The sequence below is a fragment of the Acetobacter conturbans genome (assembly GCF_011516755.1).
GTDB classification, from domain to species: Bacteria; Pseudomonadota; Alphaproteobacteria; order Acetobacterales; family Acetobacteraceae; genus Acetobacter; species Acetobacter conturbans.
The window spans coordinates 77,926-94,260 of sequence record NZ_WOSY01000006.1 but is presented as its reverse complement, the minus strand read 5'-3'; the positions used below and the strand labels follow the sequence as shown (position 1 = coordinate 94,260).

The window sequence follows — 16,335 nt, the reverse complement described above, 5'->3', positions numbered from 1 at the left end:
TTTTATAAATCAAACATTTTTCCCCATAGAAAAAGCCCGCTGTCCCCCATTATCGGGGCGCAGCGGGCTTTCCGAGCGTTCCTCTCAGAACGAAATCAGGGCGTGGCTTCAGTCTGATCCGGCAACGTATAAGCGATCACGTAATCGCCCAGTTTTGTGCCGAAAGAGCCATGTCCGCCTGCGGCAGTGACAATATACTGCCTTCCATTCTGCTCATACGTCATCGGCGTGGACTGGCCGCCAGCGGGGAGACGATCTTCCCAGATCTGCTGGCCCGTCATCACGTCGTAGGCACGAATATAATAATCCGCCGTGGAGGTCAGGAATGCCACACCACCACCCGTCGTGATCGGACCACCCAGAGAAGGAATGCCGACCTTAAAGCCGAAGGGCAGCGGAGAGCTGTCGCGGGTCGTGCCATTGCGATGCATCCACACGATTTTGTTCGTCTTAAGGTCGATACCCGCGACATAGCCCCAGCCCGGCTGCTTGCAGGGCACGCCGAACGGCGAGAGGAAAGGATTCAGTTCAACACCGAATGGCGTGCCATATTGCGGCTGAACGCCCAGTTCCGATCCAGATGCAGTGCCATTCGCAGCAGGTTGCGCCGGGTTGGTCGGACCGCGCGGAATCAGCTTTGAAACAAACGGAATGGCGATCGGATTGGCAAAAGCAATCTGCCGCACCGGATCGACCGCCAGACCGCCCCACTCGAACATGCCGAGGTTGCCGGGAAAGACGAGTGTTCCCTGCGTCGAAGGCGGTGTAAACGGTCCCTCATAACGCAGCGACTTGAACATGATGCGACAGACAAGCTGGTCCACCATCGTGGCGCCCCACATGTCCGCATCCGTCAGGTTCTTCTTCGGACGGAAAGTCAGTTCGGAAAAAGGCTGTGTGGGGGAGAGATGATCGCCGGGCGCAGCACCCTGCGGCACAGGCGTTTCCGGGGCAGGCACGACAAGCTGTCCGTTCCGGCGGTCCAGCACGAAGATGTTGCCGGTCTTGGCCGGAGCATAGATCGCCGGAACGACCGTGCCGTCCGCCTGATGGATGTCCACAAGGCTGGGCTGCGACGGAATATCCATGTCCCACAGATCGTGGTGGACCGTCTGGTAGAACCAGACCTTCTCGCCTGTGTCGCCGTTCAGCGCCAGAATGCCGGACGCATACCGTTCCTGATCCGGCGTGCGATGACCGCCCCAGATGTCCGGGGTCGCGACGCCTGTCGGGATGTAGATCAGGTTCAGCTTCGCATCATAGGCTGAAGTGATCCATGAGTTGGGCGAATTCGCCACATACTGATGCGTGTCCGACGGAAGCTCGTTCGGATTGGGGTTGCCCGTATCGAACGCCCAGACAAGCTCGCCTGTGCGAAGATCGAAGCCCCGTGTCACGCCGGACGGCTCATGGGTGGAATAGTTATCGGTCACGGCACCGGAAATGATCACCACCTTGCTGGTCACGATCGGCGGAGATGTCGGCTCATAGAAGCCCAGCTCCTTCATCGGCATGCCATCGGTCAGGTTGATCTCGCCGTCCTTGCCAAATGCAGGGCAACGCGCACCGGTCTTCGCGTTGATCGCGAACAGGCGGCCATCATTGGTCGGCAGGAAGATGCGGCTGGCGCAGTCGTCGGTGGCATCGGCCGTCTCGCCGTAGGAAACGCCACGGCAGGTCATATGCTGGAAGCTGGAATTATATTTGAGCTGCGGATCGAACATCCAGCGCTGCTTGCCGGTCGCGGCATCGAGAGCGAACAGTTTCTGGTGCGGCGAGCAGAGATAGACCGTGTCGTTGATCTTGATGGGCGTCACTTCGTCGGTGATCTCACCCGGATCGTTCGGCCCTTTCAGATCATGGGTGCGGAAGGTCCACGCGACTTTCAGGTTTTTCACATTGGCGGGCGTGACCTGCTTCAGCGGAGAATAGCGGTCGCCGAACTGCGTGCGTCCGTAGGCGCTCCAGTCGCTATCGGCCTCCTGCTCCGCATCGCCGGGAATGATGGGGACACCGCTGGAGGCCTCCGGGATAGTTCCGGCGAGATCCTGAGGATCCTGGGTCAGGGCATAACCGTAAACGACAAGGCTCGCGAAAATACCGGCGGCCAGAGGCGTGCGTGCAGCTTTCGCGCCACGGCCCAGATGCGTCGTGATGAAGGGCAGCAGCAGCCACAGACCCAGTGGAAGGATGAGATCGCCACGCGGCGCGAGGGTCCAGAAATCGAATCCGGCCTCGGCAACGGCCCAGATCAGCGTCGCGAACACGATCACGGCGTAAAGCCAGAGGGCCGCTGCCTGACGTTTCCAGAGCAGCGCCGCTGTCAGCAGCAGGGCAAAGCCGCACACAACGTAGTAGACAGAGCCGCCAAGAATGGCGAGCCAGCCTCCGCCAGCCGCAAGGATCACGCCCAGCAAAGCCAGCGCGAATATGGTGAGGGAGAGAATGATTCCGGACTTGTCCGCTCGGTGTGTCGTCAAAGCTTGGGCCCTGTCTATGCATACGTGACCCTACAGAAACAGATGAGAAGGGCATTGGTTGTCAACAAAACACGCGAAAGAAAAATTATTGGGTTCGTTCTCCGCCCTCCCCTATAAGCGCCGTCTGCCCGACACCACGTGCGGTTTCGCGCCCACTTTCATGGATCGCTTAATGTCCTCGTCTTCCGCGACGATGCCGTCGCCTGCCGCCCTCCCGCTCTCGCAACTCCGCACGCTCGCCCTCGCCTCGCTGGGCGGAGCGCTCGAGTTCTATGACTTCGTGATCTTCGCCTTCCTCGCGAAGCTGATCGCAGCCCATTTCTTTCCCGCAAGTCAGGCGGCATGGCTGCGTCAGACGGAGACGTTCGGCCTGTTCGGAGCGGGCTATCTGGCACGGCCCCTCGGTGGCATCGTCATGGCGCATTTCGGCGATATCGCTGGCCGGAAAAAGGTCTTTACCTTCAGCGTGCTGCTCATGGCGCTTCCCACCCTGATGATGGGGCTTCTGCCCGGCTACGACACGCTGGGAGCCGCCGCACCGCTTATCCTTCTGCTGCTGCGCATGGCTCAGGGTGCTGCGATCGGCGGTGAAGCTCCCGGTGGATGGGTCTTCGTGGCGGAACATGCCCCACCGGGACGCACCGGACTGGCGACCGGACTGCTCACCGGCGGCCTCACGGGTGGCATTCTTCTCGGCTCACTGGTTATTCTGGCCCTGAACGGCACGCTCTCTCCGGATGATGTGAACGCGTGGGGCTGGCGTATTCCCTTCCTGCTCGGCGGCATCTTCGGGCTGGGCGCTATGGTACTGCGCCGCTGGCTCGATGAAACGCCGGTCTTTCGGGAAATGCATGAGCGCGCCGAAACGGCAACGACACTCCCCGCCGGAATCCTCCTGCGGGATTATCGCGGCTCGATCCTCTGCTCCGTCCTGACAACGTGGACTCTGACCGCCGCCATCGTCGTCCTGATCCTGATGATGCCGCCCCTGATGCAGACCCTGCACCATGTGTCGCCATCGGAAACCATGATGGCCAGTCTGGTAGCGACGGTGTGCCTTACTCTGTCCGTGGTGACGGTCAGCACCCTGACCGACAGCATGCAGCCGCGCGTGCTGGGACTGATCTGCGGTCCCATGCTGGCAGCCGGCGCCTTCGCGCTCTACGGACTGTCACCGCTCTTTCCGGGCAGGCTCGAACTGTGGGCAGGGCTGGCAGGATTATGCTGCGGTTTTGTCGGAGTGGTACCTGTGGGGATGCTGCGGGCCTTTCCACCGATGGTGCGTTTTTCGGGCGTCTCGCTTTCCTACAACATCGCCTATGCGATCTTCGGCGGATTGACGCCGGCGGCCATCTCGTCCCTGACGCCCTACACGCCGCTGGCTCCGGCGATCTATGTCACTGTGGCGGCGGTGGCGGGCTGCGTCGCGCTGTGGGTCTCACCGGAACGAAAGGGCTGAAGGCAGAAAGATGCGAATGAGCCGCATATGCGGTTTGTTTGTCCGCTCATCCCGCTGGTGATATGCAGAGACTTTTCCAGCAGGGTCTTTCTCCATGTTGCTGCATATTCCAGCCGTCCTGACCGCCGAGGAACTGGCGCATTGCCGGGCGGTGCTCACCGCCGCCCAGTGGGGCGACGGGAAAGTGACTGCAGGCCAGCAGTCGGCGAAGGCGAAGAACAACCTCCAGCTTCCGCTCAATCACCCGGAACATCGCGCCCTCGCGGAGCTCGTTCTGCGCGCGCTGGGCCGCAACAAGCTGTTCAACAGTGCTGCTATCCCGTTGCGGGTCGTTCCTCCCCTCTTCAACCGCTATGATGTGGGGATGGAATTCCGGGCGCATGTGGACAACGCCGTCCGCCCCATTCCTAAATCCGGCGGAATGCGCATCCGCACCGATGTGTCGTCCACGCTGTTTCTCACAGATCCTGATGAGTATGAGGGCGGTGAACTGATCATCTATGATGAATCCGGCTCACGAGACGTCAAACTCCCTGCCGGGGACATGATCCTTTACGACACGACCGTCCTGCATTCCGTCCAGCCGGTGACATGCGGCAGTCGGTGGGCGTCTTTCTTCTGGACGCAGTCGATGGTGCGCAATGACGGCCAGCGACAGGTTCTGTTCAATCTCGATCAGCAGATCATGGACCTGCGCACCCGCCTGCCAGACGACGATTCCGCCATTCTCGGCCTTGTGAACGTCTATCACAACCTGATGCGGCAATGGTGCGACGTGATGTAACTGGAAGAGCGCTTACGAATACATTCATAACCTTCATCAATGCACTTTTATTACTTCAAATTTATTGACGCAATCCACGATCTCCTTGTCAGGCATATCCCGCAGGGAATGATGAAACCTGCTCTTCCCTCCGTCGTTCATGTTGGACATGGCCAAACTTTACGACCTTGACGGCATCTGGCCTTTCACCTGTATCCGTGGACCTCATGACCGGCACTTCCTTTCCCCAGCGACATCGTAAACTCCTGATCGGCGTGACTACGCCTGTCATATTCATCATCCTGCTGATCATGTTCTGGTCGTGGGACTGGTTCGTGCCGCTGGTGAACCAGCAGGCGACGGCGGCGCTGGGACGCAAGACGACAATCCAGCACCTGCATGTGCATGTAGGGTTCGTCCCCAAAATCATCGTCGATGATGTCCTGATCGAACAGCCCGAGGCGTTCAGTTCGGAAAAGAAGGCTTTTTTCACCGCGGACCATCTTCTGGTCAGACTGCGCCTGCTGCCGCTGCTCCACGGAAGAACGGAACTGCCCCGCATCGCCGTCGATACGCCACATGCCGATATCCAGCGCCGGGCAGACGGCACCAACAACTATACGTTTACGTCTGACAGCGACAAAAAGAAGAATACTTCAGCGGACTCAGGGTTCTCGCTCTCCTCGGTGAGGGAGCTGGAAATCAGGGACGGGCTGGTGCGTGTGCGAGACGCCAAACTGCGCGGGGATATGACGTCGCAGGTCCACACGACGCCGCCCACATCTGCTCAGGACCGTGGCACCATCGTGGTCAATACGACGGGACGATATGCCGGTCAGCCTATCATCAGCCATTTTACCGGAGGCGCCCTGCTGTCGCTTTCGGATTCTAAAACGCCCTACCCGGTCGATCTGGATATCCGCAACGGACTGACCCGCGCCACCCTGAAAGGCAGCGTGGATGATCCGCTGGCCTTCAGGGGAACGCGCCTTGTCCTGCACTTCTCCGGCCCGGACATGTCGTTGCTCTATCCGCTGACCGGCGTGCCCATCCCGCAGACCCCGGCCTATCACATCACCGGCAAGCTGGATTATGACCAGCGGCACATCAGCTTCGAGAACTTCACCGGCCAGATGGGATCAAGCGATCTCAGCGGCACGATAACCGTCGATCCGCACCAGCAGGTGCCGTTTGTCGAGGCGACACTGCATTCACATCGCGTTGATATCAAGGATCTCGGCGGCTTTATCGGCGCGAAGCCCGGCAAGGAAACCACGTCAGACAAGAAGGTCGATGCGAAAGACCCGAACATTCTGCCCGACACGCCCATCAATGTGCCGAAGCTGCGCGCCATCAACGCCCACGTCACCTACAAGGGCGATCACATCGAGAACAAAGAGCTTCCGCTTGACGATATTGATGCCGAATTCGCGGTCCAGGACGGTGCCATTGATCTGAAAAAACTCAATTTCGGCATCGGCAAGGGCACACTCGCCAGCACCGCCACCCTCACCCCGGTGAACGACAAAAATTTTGCCGTGAAGGCGAAGGTCGATTTCTCACGCATCGATCTGGCGCACATCATGCGAACGACAACCGGCACGCAGGCGCAGGGCGGCATTATCGGCGGTCGGTTCAGTCTGAATGCAACCGGAAATTCGATAGCGTCCCTGATGGCGAACGGAAATGGCGGCCTGACGCTGGTTCTGGTGCAGGGTGGCGAGATCTCGGCGCTTCTGCCCGCCGCGCTGGGACTGGAACTGGGCGATGCGGTGCTGTCGGCGCTTGGTCTGCCCTCGCACACAAAGGTCGAATGTTTTGTAGCGGACATGCCGCTGCATGAAGGTGTGGCGACGACGAACTCGCTCCTGCTGCGCACGGGCGACACTCGCACGCTGGGCCGGGGGGACGTGAATTTCCGTACGAATCGAATCGATTATTCCCTGACCACGCGCTCGATCGGCCCGACGATCCTGTCTTTCCCCGGCGCGTTCAACATCACAGGCCCCCTGAAATCGCCAAGCGTCTTGCCGGGGGCTGAAATCATTGCCCGGGCGGCGGCGGCAACGGGGCTTGGATTTGTCTTCCCGCCGCTGGCGTTGCTGCCCACCATACAGCTCGGTGTCGGCAAAGGTTCCATGTGCGAACAGGCGTTGCAGGAAGTGAATGCACACCCCGCTTCCGGCCATGCGCCTGGCGGAACCGACGCTGGCCAGACCGGGAAATCCGCCCATCGGATGACGGCCGCCGAGGTACGCGCGGCATGGAAGAAAAAGCGCAAACATTGAGAAAGTATTGACTTGTCAGGACGGCGCGCCGAAAGGTCTGACACGGTTGTGAAATAATCCGGTGCGTCAAAAGAGGTCAGAACACCCTGATGCCTTTCCAAGCCTCGACATCCGTCACGATGGATGCTTCCGCGCGGGTGCGCCGCAAGACCTACATGCTGGCCCTCGCGGCAGGACTGGCTGGCCTCATGTTCGGGCTCGACACGGGCGTGATCGCTGGTGCGCTGGGCTTCATCCGGGAAGAGTTCGCAACGAACGACCGGACCACCGAGTGGATCGTCTCCTCTCTCATGCTGGCCGCAGCCTTCGGGTCTGTCTTTGCCGTATTCATCGCCGATAAATGGGGACGGAAAGGCACACTGCTGATCGCCGGGATGCTGTTCCTGCTCGGCACGGCCCTCTGCGCGCTCGCCGGCAGTGTGACGGCCATGATCGTCGGTCGCGCCTGCCTCGGGCTGGGTGTCGGCCTCGCCGCCTTCGCGGCTCCCCTCTACATCGCTGAAATTGCTTCAAAAGACCGTCGTGGCGGGATGATCGCCTCCTACCAGCTGATGATCACCATCGGCATTCTGCTGGCGTACACGTCCGACAGTCTGCTGACGCCCGGTGGTCACTGGCGCATCATGTTCGGTGTCCTCGCCATCCCCACCGTGCTGTTCATGATGGCGACGCTGCTGCTGCCCTATTCCCCGCGCTGGCTGCTGACCAAGGGACGCCGCGAAGAAGCGCGCACCGTTCTGATGACGCTGCGCGAGTCCGCTGAAGACGCGGATGAGGAACTCTCCCGGATCGACGCGCAACTCGGCCGGGAGGAGTCGGCCGGGGCGGCGCTGCTGATTTCCAGTCCCAGCTTCCGCCGCACCTTCACCCTCGGGATCGCCTTGCAGATGCTGCAGCAGTTCTCGGGCATCAACGTGCTGATGTATTACGCGCCGATCGTGCTTTCCCACATGGGCCTCACTCCGTCGGCCTCTGTCTGGTGCACCACGGCGATCGGTCTGGTGAACACGCTGGCGACTCTGGTGGCCGTGGGGCTTATGGATCGCTGGGGTCGCCGTATCCTGCTGAGCCTGAGCACGTTTTTCTCCGCAGTAGCCATGCTCGGCTTCGGAACGCTGCTCTGGACAGGCTCGCAATCCATGCTGGCCAGCACCATCGCGATCGGTTTCCTCATTCTCTTCATCGCGTCCTTCGCCCTCGGTCAGGGCCCGTTGCCGTGGATCGTCGGCTCGGAAATCCAGCCGCTCCGGGGACGGACATTCGCCGTTTCCTGCTCGACGCTTTCAAGCTGGATCGCCAACTGGCTGATCAGCAATGTCTTCCTGTCCAGCATGGCTGTGATCGGCGATTACGGCGTGTTCTGGTGCCTTGCTGGCTTCAATATGCTGTTCTTCATCGTCGGTCGCCTTTTCGTGCCTGAAACCAAGGGCTGCACGCTTGAAGAGATCGCAGACCGGATCAATTCCGGCGTGCGACTCAGGGATGCCGGACAGCACTGACGCTTTCTTTCCGGTTCGTTGAGTTCAGTGGTGAGCGTGTCGAGAGTATTCTTAAGGTCTGCTTCACAATATCTCTGCGGAGTGAAGCCCACTGATGGGGTGCGACCGATGTGTGTTTTTGAAGCACTGAAGCGCGGGGGCCCGCGACCATCTGAGCGCCGACAACGCGCTACGGATCGCCAGCATAGAGCTTTTCCAAGCTTCTCAATCGCTACCATACCCCCGCCGCCATTCCGGTCATGGTCGGCGGCATCCGGCAGAGGCTCCTTGCGCCGATCGTGACCGGAACCAATGCCGATGCCCACCAACCCGCTGGTGTCTGTCGGGATCGACTGAAATGCGCGAGATACAAAACAGTATGTCCGGACATACCCCACCGCAGTAACGGGATATAATAAAATCGATCCGGGACTTTCCGGCTTCAGGGGAAAGAACTCTTCGCCTCAGATCGCAATGATCGAACGAAGATCAGGACCACATAAGGCCGTTGTGCGGCCCCTGACATCGAAAAGGAAACCATGTCCTTCCATATGGAACCGACCGGGCACATATCGGACACAGCGGTTGCAGAACTCGCCTGTAACTGGCAGCCGCGCTATGAACGAAGGATGAACGGGAAGGAAAGCGGTCATGGCAGCGCAGCGTGAGACCCCGCCCGGCACGGGCAGCGATCTGTTCGGCGGCGGTGCGGACCCGACGCTTCAGGATGACCTGCCGAAAAATGGTGGTGCGTCAGGACATGCGGGCGCGACCCAGCCTCTGGCCGACCGGCTACGCCCCACAAAGCTTGAAGACGTAGTCGGTCAGGATCAGCTTCTCGGCCCGACAGGTGCTCTCACCCTCATGCTGGAACGCGGCACGCTGGCGAGTCTGATCCTCTGGGGCGGTCCGGGCGTCGGCAAGACCACCATCGCCCGCCTGCTGGCCAAGGCCGCCAACCTGCGCTTCGTACAGCTTTCCGCCGTGTTTTCCGGTGTGGCTGACCTCAAGAAAGCCTTTGAGGAAGCCCGTCGCTTTGCAGAGGCAGGACGCGGCACGCTGCTGTTCGTGGACGAAATCCATCGTTTCAACCGCGCCCAGCAGGACGGTTTCCTGCCCGTGGTGGAAAACGGGACGGTGGTTCTGGTCGGCGCCACGACCGAGAACCCGTCCTTCGCGCTGAACTCGGCTCTGCTGTCGCGCTGTCAGGTCATGGTGCTGCGTCGTCTGGACGACCCGGCTCTGGAAGCCCTGCTGGCGCGCGCCGAGGAGGAAACAGGCCGCACGCTGCCGCTGACCGAGTCCGGACGCGCCACGCTCCGCGCCATGGCGGACGGCGACGGTCGTTATCTGCTGAACATGGTCGAGCAGGTCCTGAGCCTGAAAACCGAAAAGCCGCTCGACCCGCAGGAACTGGCACGCGTTCTGGCAAGACGCGCCGTGCTCTACGACAAGGACCGGGAAGAGCATTACAACCTCATCTCGGCATTGCATAAATCGCTGCGTGGCTCGGACCCCGACGCTGCGCTCTACTGGTTCGCCCGCATGCTGGAAGGCGGCGAAGACCCCCGCTACATCGCCCGTCGCCTGACCCGCTTCGCCGCCGAGGATGTGGGCATGGCCGACCCCTCCGCGCTGCCACTGGCCATCGCCGCATGGGAAACCTACGAGCGGCTTGGTTCGCCAGAGGGTGAACTGGCGCTGGCGCAGCTTGTGGTGCATCTCGGCACCGCACCGAAATCAAACGCGGTGTACAAAGCCTATGGCGCGGCCCGACGCGCCGCAAAGGCGACCGGCAGCCTGATGCCGCCAGCCCACATCCTCAACGCACCCACGAAGCTGATGAAGGACATCGGCTACGGCGATGGCTACCAGTATGATCACGACACGGAAGAAGGCTTCTCCGGCCAGAATTACTTCCCCGACGGCATGGAACGACAGACATTCTACAATCCGAAAGGCCTCGGATTTGAGCGCGAAGTGCGTCGCAGACTGGACACATGGGGCGGAATAAGGGCAAGCCGCGCAGTACAGGGCAAGGAAATGTGAGGCGCGGATTATGAGTGTGACCATGCTGACGGTCAGCGAGGATGAGGCGGAGATTCGTCTCGACCGGTATTTCCGCCGTCATTACCCCCATCTGACGCAGGGCGCGTTGCAGAAACTCTGCCGGACAGGACAGATCCGCGCGGATGGCAAGCGCGTCGAGGCCAGCACACGTCTCGTGCCTGGTCAGTCCATCCGCGTGCCGCCCCTGCCCATGGCCGCGAAAGCCTCCCGCGATGTTCCGCGCCCGCTGGACGTGAAGCTGGCGAACGAGATTCGCAAGATGGTGGTTTATTCGGACCAGCAGCTTATCGTGCTGAACAAACCTTCCGGACTCGCCACGCAGGGCGGCCCCGGCATCACCCGTCATATCGACATGATGCTTGAGGGTCTGCGCGAAGGCGACGACCCGCGCCCGCGTCTGGTGCACCGTATCGACCGCGACACGTCCGGCCTTCTGCTGCTCGCACGCACGCCGGGCGTGGCCGCCAAGCTGGCCGCCGCCTTCCGGGGTCGTGACGTGAAAAAGACCTACTGGGCCGTCGTGGTGGGGCGCCCGGACCCGATGTCCGGCGAGATCGACCAGCCTCTCGCCCGCCTCGGTGCAGGGCCCGGTTCGATCACCATTGCGGCGGATCGTGACGATGAGGATGCGCAGTCGGCCCGCACGGATTATGAAGTACTGGACTCGGCGGCCCGTAAATTCTCATGGCTCGGCCTTTCCCCCCTGACAGGCCGCACCCACCAGCTTCGCGTGCATTGTGAGTCGATCGGCACCCCGATCCTCGGCGACCCGAAATATGGTGGCGACAAGGTGCATGTGGACAGTTTCGCCGACCGTCTGCATCTGCATGCCCGCAGCCTCGTCCTGCCTCATCCGGCTGGGGGATGGCTCGAAGTCAGCGCCGAACTGCCGCCGCACATGAAAGAGACGTTCAAAGCACTCGGCTTCATCGCCGGCTCAACCCCGGCGCCACGCAGGAAATGAGCATGAAATTCAAGACAAAGCTCGGTCTTGGTGTCGGGGGCATTGCCGTGCTGCTCGGCGGCACGGGCCTCGCTTCTGCCCTTATGGACGCGAACTGGATGCGGACCCGGCTGATCGAAGCCGTGGAGCACCAGACGGGTCGCGGCTTGCGGATCGACTCGCTGCATGTATGGCTGCTTCCCTATCCGTGGATCAGCGCGCAGGGCGTCGGCCTGACCAACATTCCCGGCGGCTCCAGCCGTGAAATGTTCGTGGCGAACGAAGTGCGAGCCCGACTGGCGCTTTCACCCCTGTTCCATCACCGCGTCGTGCTGGAGGATGTGAGTGTTTCCAACCCGCGCCTGACGCTGGAACGCACGCCTGACGGGATAGCCAACTGGATCATGACGCCGCCGCCGTCTTCCGGCAGTGGTGACGGAACATCCTCGGGGCCGGGTCAGCACTGGAATCTTGCCGTCGCATCGCTGCATCTGCGTGACGGTGCAACCTCATGGAACGATGCCCGCAACCATGTCACCGGCACGGTCGACCTCGATCGCGCCGATCTGACTGGTCTCGACGGGACGCTGACCAAACTCGATATTCGTGGCCATCATGGAGTTGGCGGTTTCACCGTGACCGGCACCACCGGCCCTCTCCCACCTGTGACGGGGCAGCCCTGGCCTCTCAATCTGACAGCTACATTTGCGGCCAACAAGCACAAGGCCGGACAGCTCCAGATCGGCGGTGTCGTGGCCGATCCGGTCAATGATGCAGGTTACGATCTCCAGATTAACGGCACGCTCGACCAGCTACATGATCTGGAAGCGCTGTTCCCTCACGCAGGATTGCCCGACGCAGCAGCGATCTCGCTTCAGGCGGGGATCACCGGCAGCGGACGAGACCCCGCTTTACGGATGCTGCATCTGCGGACCGGTGCTGCCAATCTTGACCGGGTGATGACCGGCCTGCGTGCCAGCAGCTTCTCGCTCGATGCGGACAGTCCTGACGATCGCGTCGCCGTGGCCCTCGACGGACAGTTGAACGGGCAGTCGCTGTCCGTGCGCGGCAAGCTCGGCACACTGGGCCAGACTCTGCTTGCGGCAAAAGCGCCTGACGCGGCTTCCCTGCCCGTCACCCTATCCCTCATCAACGGGCCGTCCTCCATCACGCTCGACGGCACGGCGGGCGGCGGTAAAACCTCTCTGGATATCCACGGCGCGCTTCCGGAGCTTACTTTCGGCGCAGGCAAGCCAGCCCTTCAGGGGCTCAAGGTAGATGGTCACATGACCAGCACTGCCCCCCTTGCCGTTCTGGAAAAAGGCGAACCGTCATCCCTTCTGCGCACGTCTCAGGCCACACTGGACGTCAACGCCCAGAGAATGACCTGGCAATCCGTCGCATGGGATGCCGTTTCAGCTCATATCACTCTGAATGACGGCAAGCTGGTCGCAGACCCGCTTCATGGCACGGCCACAGGCAATGCGCAGGGCATGGCCCAGTCGGGACGTGTGACTTATGACGCATCCGGCGCCGTCCCCCATCTGAGCATCACAGCAGCCCCGTTTGTGCTGCCCACACAGGTGATTCAGTCCTGGAGCGGCATGCCTGAACTGGTGAACGGCTCCATTCAGGTTGTCGGCAGCATCACGGCAGACGGGTCCAATCTTGATAGCTGGGAGCAGACCGCCGTCGGCCATGTCGGTCTTTCCATGGTGGGCGGCCGGGTTAACGGCAAAGCGCTCGAAAGCATACTGGGACGCAATGTCCCCGTTCGGGGAACTCTGGCCTTGCGCTGCTTCGGCACGCACCTCCAGCTTGCCGGAGGAACGGCGAACATCGGACGTCTTGGTCTTGAGGCCGACCTGCTGTCCCTGACCGGGCACGGCACGGTGAATCTGACGAATGGCGCTCTCGACCTGCATCTTGCACCGCGTATTGGCGTTGGAGGGGCAGCAGCCTCCTCACCAGTAGCGGTGAGCGGCACGGTGGATACCCCCCAGCCGCGCCTTGAGCCAGGTTCTGACGGACGGTTTGCAATCTCGATCGGCGGCGCAGGAAGCGAGAGCGATCAGTGTCCGGACCTGCTAGCCACGGCCCGCGAAGGTGCTCCCGGACCTGCGGCCGCCCCTGCTTCGACCAGTAAGGCAGGCGGCCTGATGAACATGCTGAAGGGACTGCTGCGATGAGCGGACAGAAACGGTTTTCGGCGGATGGTCCGGCCCCCCGCCGTCGGTTCTGGACTCACGCCGCAGTCGAGATGACGCAGCGCGGATTTGCCGTCACACTGGATGGCAAGCCCGTCATGTTGCCGGACCGCTCTCCTCTCGAAGTCCATTCCCGAGCTCTGGCCGATGCGCTGGCTGCGGAATGGCAGGCGGCGGGCGCAGATGATCCGCAGAAGCGTTTTGGACCTGATTCACTGCCGCTTACACGCATTGCCGGCACGATGATCGAGCGTGTGATGACAGACCGTCAGCACTCCGTAACCACGCTGGCCGGTTATGGCGAGCATGACCTCCTGTGCTACCGCGCCGAAGCTCAGGAACCGGTTCATGCGCGCCAGACTGAACTCTGGCAGCCTTGGCTGGACTGGCTGCGGTCACGACATGGCGTGAACCTAGCCGTCACAAACGGCATGATGCCGATCACGCAGTCTCCGGACGCTCTGGCGAAACTCCAGCATGCGCTGTCGCGTTACACTGATGCAGAGCTTGCAGGGCTCGGCGTCGCCGTTCCGGCGCTGGGCAGTCTCACGCTCGGCATGGCTGTCGCGGAGGATGCACTGGAAGCCGAACGCGCCGTTGATCTCGCCACTCTTGACGAACAGGCGCAGATGCAACGCTGGGGCGAAGATCCGACGATATTGGATCGTATCGCTTTAGTCGCCGGGGATGTGGCTGATGCAGCCCGCTTTATGGAACTCGCACGCGAAAAATGACGCGGGGCCTCTCCGATTTCGGCGATCCACTCAGGTAACATTCCGAGATTTATTAAAAAAGCTTTTTACGTGAAACGCCTTTATTTTACCGCAATGGAGGCCTTTTCTCAGCGGGTCAATCCTGCCTGTATCCGCCATAACCAAAATAAGTCTGGGAGAAGGAAAATCCCCATGAGCCAGACAACATCTGTCGAGCAAAAAATCTCCGCCTCGGCACAACGCTCCCTTTCCACCAGCATCAGGCGGAAAGCCGGTCATATCTTTGCCACATGCGCGATGGGTGCATGGATTATGCTGGCGGCCGTCCCAGTTCTGGTTGTGCTGATTGAACTGGTCTAACTGCGCCGTGCTTTATCGAGCCAGCCCTCTCACGGCCTTCTGCTAAAACAGGATTTTTCTTTTCCCATCACGCTTAATCTCTCTCAGCAATAGAAACATCTCAAAATGTTTCTATTTTTTTATTTCCTATGTATTTAACGTCTCGTGAATTGTTTAAAATATAAAACTCATCCTAATGAATACATACGCCAGTATTAATTTTAAAGCGTTGGTGCATTATGGTGATCTTCGAAGGTCAGGAACTGGTTCTTCACCATGTCACTGGTGACAGTGATTATCTGCTGGTAACCTTTGAAGGTGCGTGGAAAACACATATAGCCACGACTTCTTTTCTGGGTGCTACACCCATTAAAAAAAACCGGATCAATGCTATCGGCGTCACGGCAAAAGTGGACCATTGGTATATCTCTCCTGAAACTGAAATAATACTTGATAAAATCAATCAAATTGCGCGGAATTATAAAACAATCATTCTGATCGGCCTCTCCATGGGTGGCCATGCTGCGATTTCCTTTTCAAAACAGCTTAATGCCACGGCAGTTTTTGCCGCCGCACCCAAATGGTCTCTGGACCCTGATGAATGTGATATTCCCGGGGAATATGTGGAACGAAATTTCCGGTCTGGCATGGAAAGGATGGGTCTCAGACAATCTCAGGTTCAGGGTGAGATATTCGTCGCCTACGATCCTGCTGAAACGGTTGATTATTACCATGCCCACAAGATAGCGGACGCAATAGAAGCGATTCATCTCGTCCCCACGTTCCATACGGGGCACCTCATTTTCGACCATATCTGTGGCTCAGAGAATTTTCGGTCTTTACTTGAGGTATTGCGTAGTCCGCAGGGCGTTACGGAACTGCCCGGAACCGTCTCGAAAATCCGCCGTCAGCATCCGACCAATATCAAGCAGCGGCTACGAAAGGCAACATCATCACATCCATGCCTTTGCAAGGATTTGTATGAAAGATGCCTTCAGGATGAAGGCCCTTCCCTAAAAACTATTGATAATGACAGGGAACTCAGCAATCGCATTCTTGCGGCGCTGTGCTGGCATGGATACATGCAGGAAGCGTCTGACTATCTTAGGACTGTTACGTATTTTCGGGTGACAGGCAGCTTTCCCGTTCCTGCATCACGTTCTTCGCAGATCAGGGCGAATGTAGAAAAAATCCTGACATATCACGGCAATCTTCTGGCTTACGACGCTGAAAACCACCACTTCACCTGTCAGAACAGCTTCCTAGCGGACAACAGTGCAATTCCAGTTTTAAGAGATCCAGGCAGCGAGAGAAATGTTCTCTGCATTTCTTTGCATGGCCAGATATTTTACATCAGAGAAACAGAAGATGGCCTACTTCTAACATCAGAGATGCAGGACAGGGACATTCTTGCCCTAACAATATTCGATCCTGCACAAACACATGACAAATTTTTATATTCACATCATCCCGGTTACTGTATCCGCACCAGAGAGGGCTACCTCTGCTCCTCCCCTGATTATACAGTATCTCTGGACTCTCCCAATTCACTCGAATGGGAAAGCTACACCTGCATACCAGATTAAAAACGATCT

Annotated in this window: 11 protein-coding genes; 10 read left to right on the top strand and 1 reads right to left on the bottom strand. The window is 59.7% G+C overall.

Features of this window, described 5'->3' with window-relative positions; translation table 11 throughout:
* Window positions 1-95: 95 nt before the first annotated feature.
* Window positions 96-2,480, bottom strand: a complete 2,385-nt coding sequence (locus GOB81_RS07905) for a glucose/quinate/shikimate family membrane-bound PQQ-dependent dehydrogenase (protein ID WP_173569847.1) — start codon at window positions 2,478-2,480, stop codon at window positions 96-98.
* A gap of 172 nt (window positions 2,481-2,652) precedes the next feature.
* Here GOB81_RS07905 and GOB81_RS07900 point away from each other — a divergent pair, with 172 nt between their 5' ends.
* The 10 genes from GOB81_RS07900 (at window position 2,653) to GOB81_RS07855 (ending at window position 16,326) form a co-directional block, all read left to right on the top strand.
* On the top strand, window positions 2,653-3,939 hold the full coding sequence (locus tag GOB81_RS07900) for an MFS transporter (protein WP_173569846.1): 1,287 nt from the start codon (window positions 2,653-2,655) through the stop codon (window positions 3,937-3,939).
* 94 nt (window positions 3,940-4,033) lie between these two features.
* Window positions 4,034-4,723 (top strand): Fe2+-dependent dioxygenase, encoded by a 690-nt coding sequence (locus tag GOB81_RS07895; RefSeq protein WP_173569845.1) that lies wholly within the window; start codon window positions 4,034-4,036, stop codon window positions 4,721-4,723.
* A 206-nt stretch (window positions 4,724-4,929) separates the two neighbouring features.
* Window positions 4,930-6,990, top strand: coding sequence for an AsmA family protein (locus GOB81_RS07890; RefSeq protein WP_173569844.1), 2,061 nt, complete (start codon window positions 4,930-4,932; stop codon window positions 6,988-6,990).
* A gap of 89 nt (window positions 6,991-7,079) precedes the next feature.
* Window positions 7,080-8,489: a sugar porter family MFS transporter gene (locus GOB81_RS07885; protein ID WP_173569843.1), complete on the top strand. Its 1,410-nt coding sequence runs from the start codon at window positions 7,080-7,082 to the stop codon at window positions 8,487-8,489.
* A gap of 630 nt (window positions 8,490-9,119) precedes the next feature.
* Window positions 9,120-10,517, top strand: a complete 1,398-nt coding sequence (locus GOB81_RS07880; protein ID WP_173569842.1) for a replication-associated recombination protein A — start codon at window positions 9,120-9,122, stop codon at window positions 10,515-10,517.
* A 10-nt stretch (window positions 10,518-10,527) separates the two neighbouring features.
* On the top strand, window positions 10,528-11,502 hold the full coding sequence (locus GOB81_RS07875) for an RluA family pseudouridine synthase (RefSeq protein WP_173569841.1): 975 nt from the start codon (window positions 10,528-10,530) through the stop codon (window positions 11,500-11,502).
* Between the two features lie 2 nt (window positions 11,503-11,504).
* Window positions 11,505-13,670, top strand: coding sequence for an AsmA family protein (locus GOB81_RS07870; protein ID WP_242010132.1), 2,166 nt, complete (start codon window positions 11,505-11,507; stop codon window positions 13,668-13,670).
* A complete protein-coding gene (locus tag GOB81_RS07865; protein ID WP_173569839.1) occupies window positions 13,667-14,422 on the top strand; it encodes an ATP12 family chaperone protein in 756 nt (251 codons plus the stop codon). Before GOB81_RS07870 ends, GOB81_RS07865 begins: the two co-directional genes overlap by 4 nt.
* Before the next feature lie 171 nt (window positions 14,423-14,593).
* Window positions 14,594-14,761, top strand: a complete 168-nt coding sequence (locus tag GOB81_RS07860) for a hypothetical protein (RefSeq protein ID WP_173569789.1) — start codon at window positions 14,594-14,596, stop codon at window positions 14,759-14,761.
* A 218-nt stretch (window positions 14,762-14,979) separates the two neighbouring features.
* On the top strand, window positions 14,980-16,326 hold the full coding sequence (locus GOB81_RS07855) for a hypothetical protein (RefSeq protein WP_173569838.1): 1,347 nt from the start codon (window positions 14,980-14,982) through the stop codon (window positions 16,324-16,326).
* The last annotated feature ends 9 nt before the right edge of the window (window positions 16,327-16,335 follow it).

Coding starts and splice junctions, on each gene's coding strand:
- GOB81_RS07900 (WP_173569846.1), top strand. CDS start 2,653: ATGTCCTCGTCTTCCGCGACGATGCCGTCGCCTGCCGCCCTCCCGCTC.
- GOB81_RS07895 (WP_173569845.1), top strand. CDS start 4,034: ATGTTGCTGCATATTCCAGCCGTCCTGACCGCCGAGGAACTGGCGCAT.
- GOB81_RS07890 (WP_173569844.1), top strand. CDS start 4,930: ATGACCGGCACTTCCTTTCCCCAGCGACATCGTAAACTCCTGATCGGC.
- GOB81_RS07885 (WP_173569843.1), top strand. CDS start 7,080: ATGCCTTTCCAAGCCTCGACATCCGTCACGATGGATGCTTCCGCGCGG.
- GOB81_RS07880 (WP_173569842.1), top strand. CDS start 9,120: ATGGCAGCGCAGCGTGAGACCCCGCCCGGCACGGGCAGCGATCTGTTC.
- GOB81_RS07875 (WP_173569841.1), top strand. CDS start 10,528: ATGAGTGTGACCATGCTGACGGTCAGCGAGGATGAGGCGGAGATTCGT.
- GOB81_RS07870 (WP_242010132.1), top strand. CDS start 11,505: ATGAAATTCAAGACAAAGCTCGGTCTTGGTGTCGGGGGCATTGCCGTG.
- GOB81_RS07865 (WP_173569839.1), top strand. CDS start 13,667: ATGAGCGGACAGAAACGGTTTTCGGCGGATGGTCCGGCCCCCCGCCGT.
- GOB81_RS07860 (WP_173569789.1), top strand. CDS start 14,594: ATGAGCCAGACAACATCTGTCGAGCAAAAAATCTCCGCCTCGGCACAA.
- GOB81_RS07855 (WP_173569838.1), top strand. CDS start 14,980: ATGGTGATCTTCGAAGGTCAGGAACTGGTTCTTCACCATGTCACTGGT.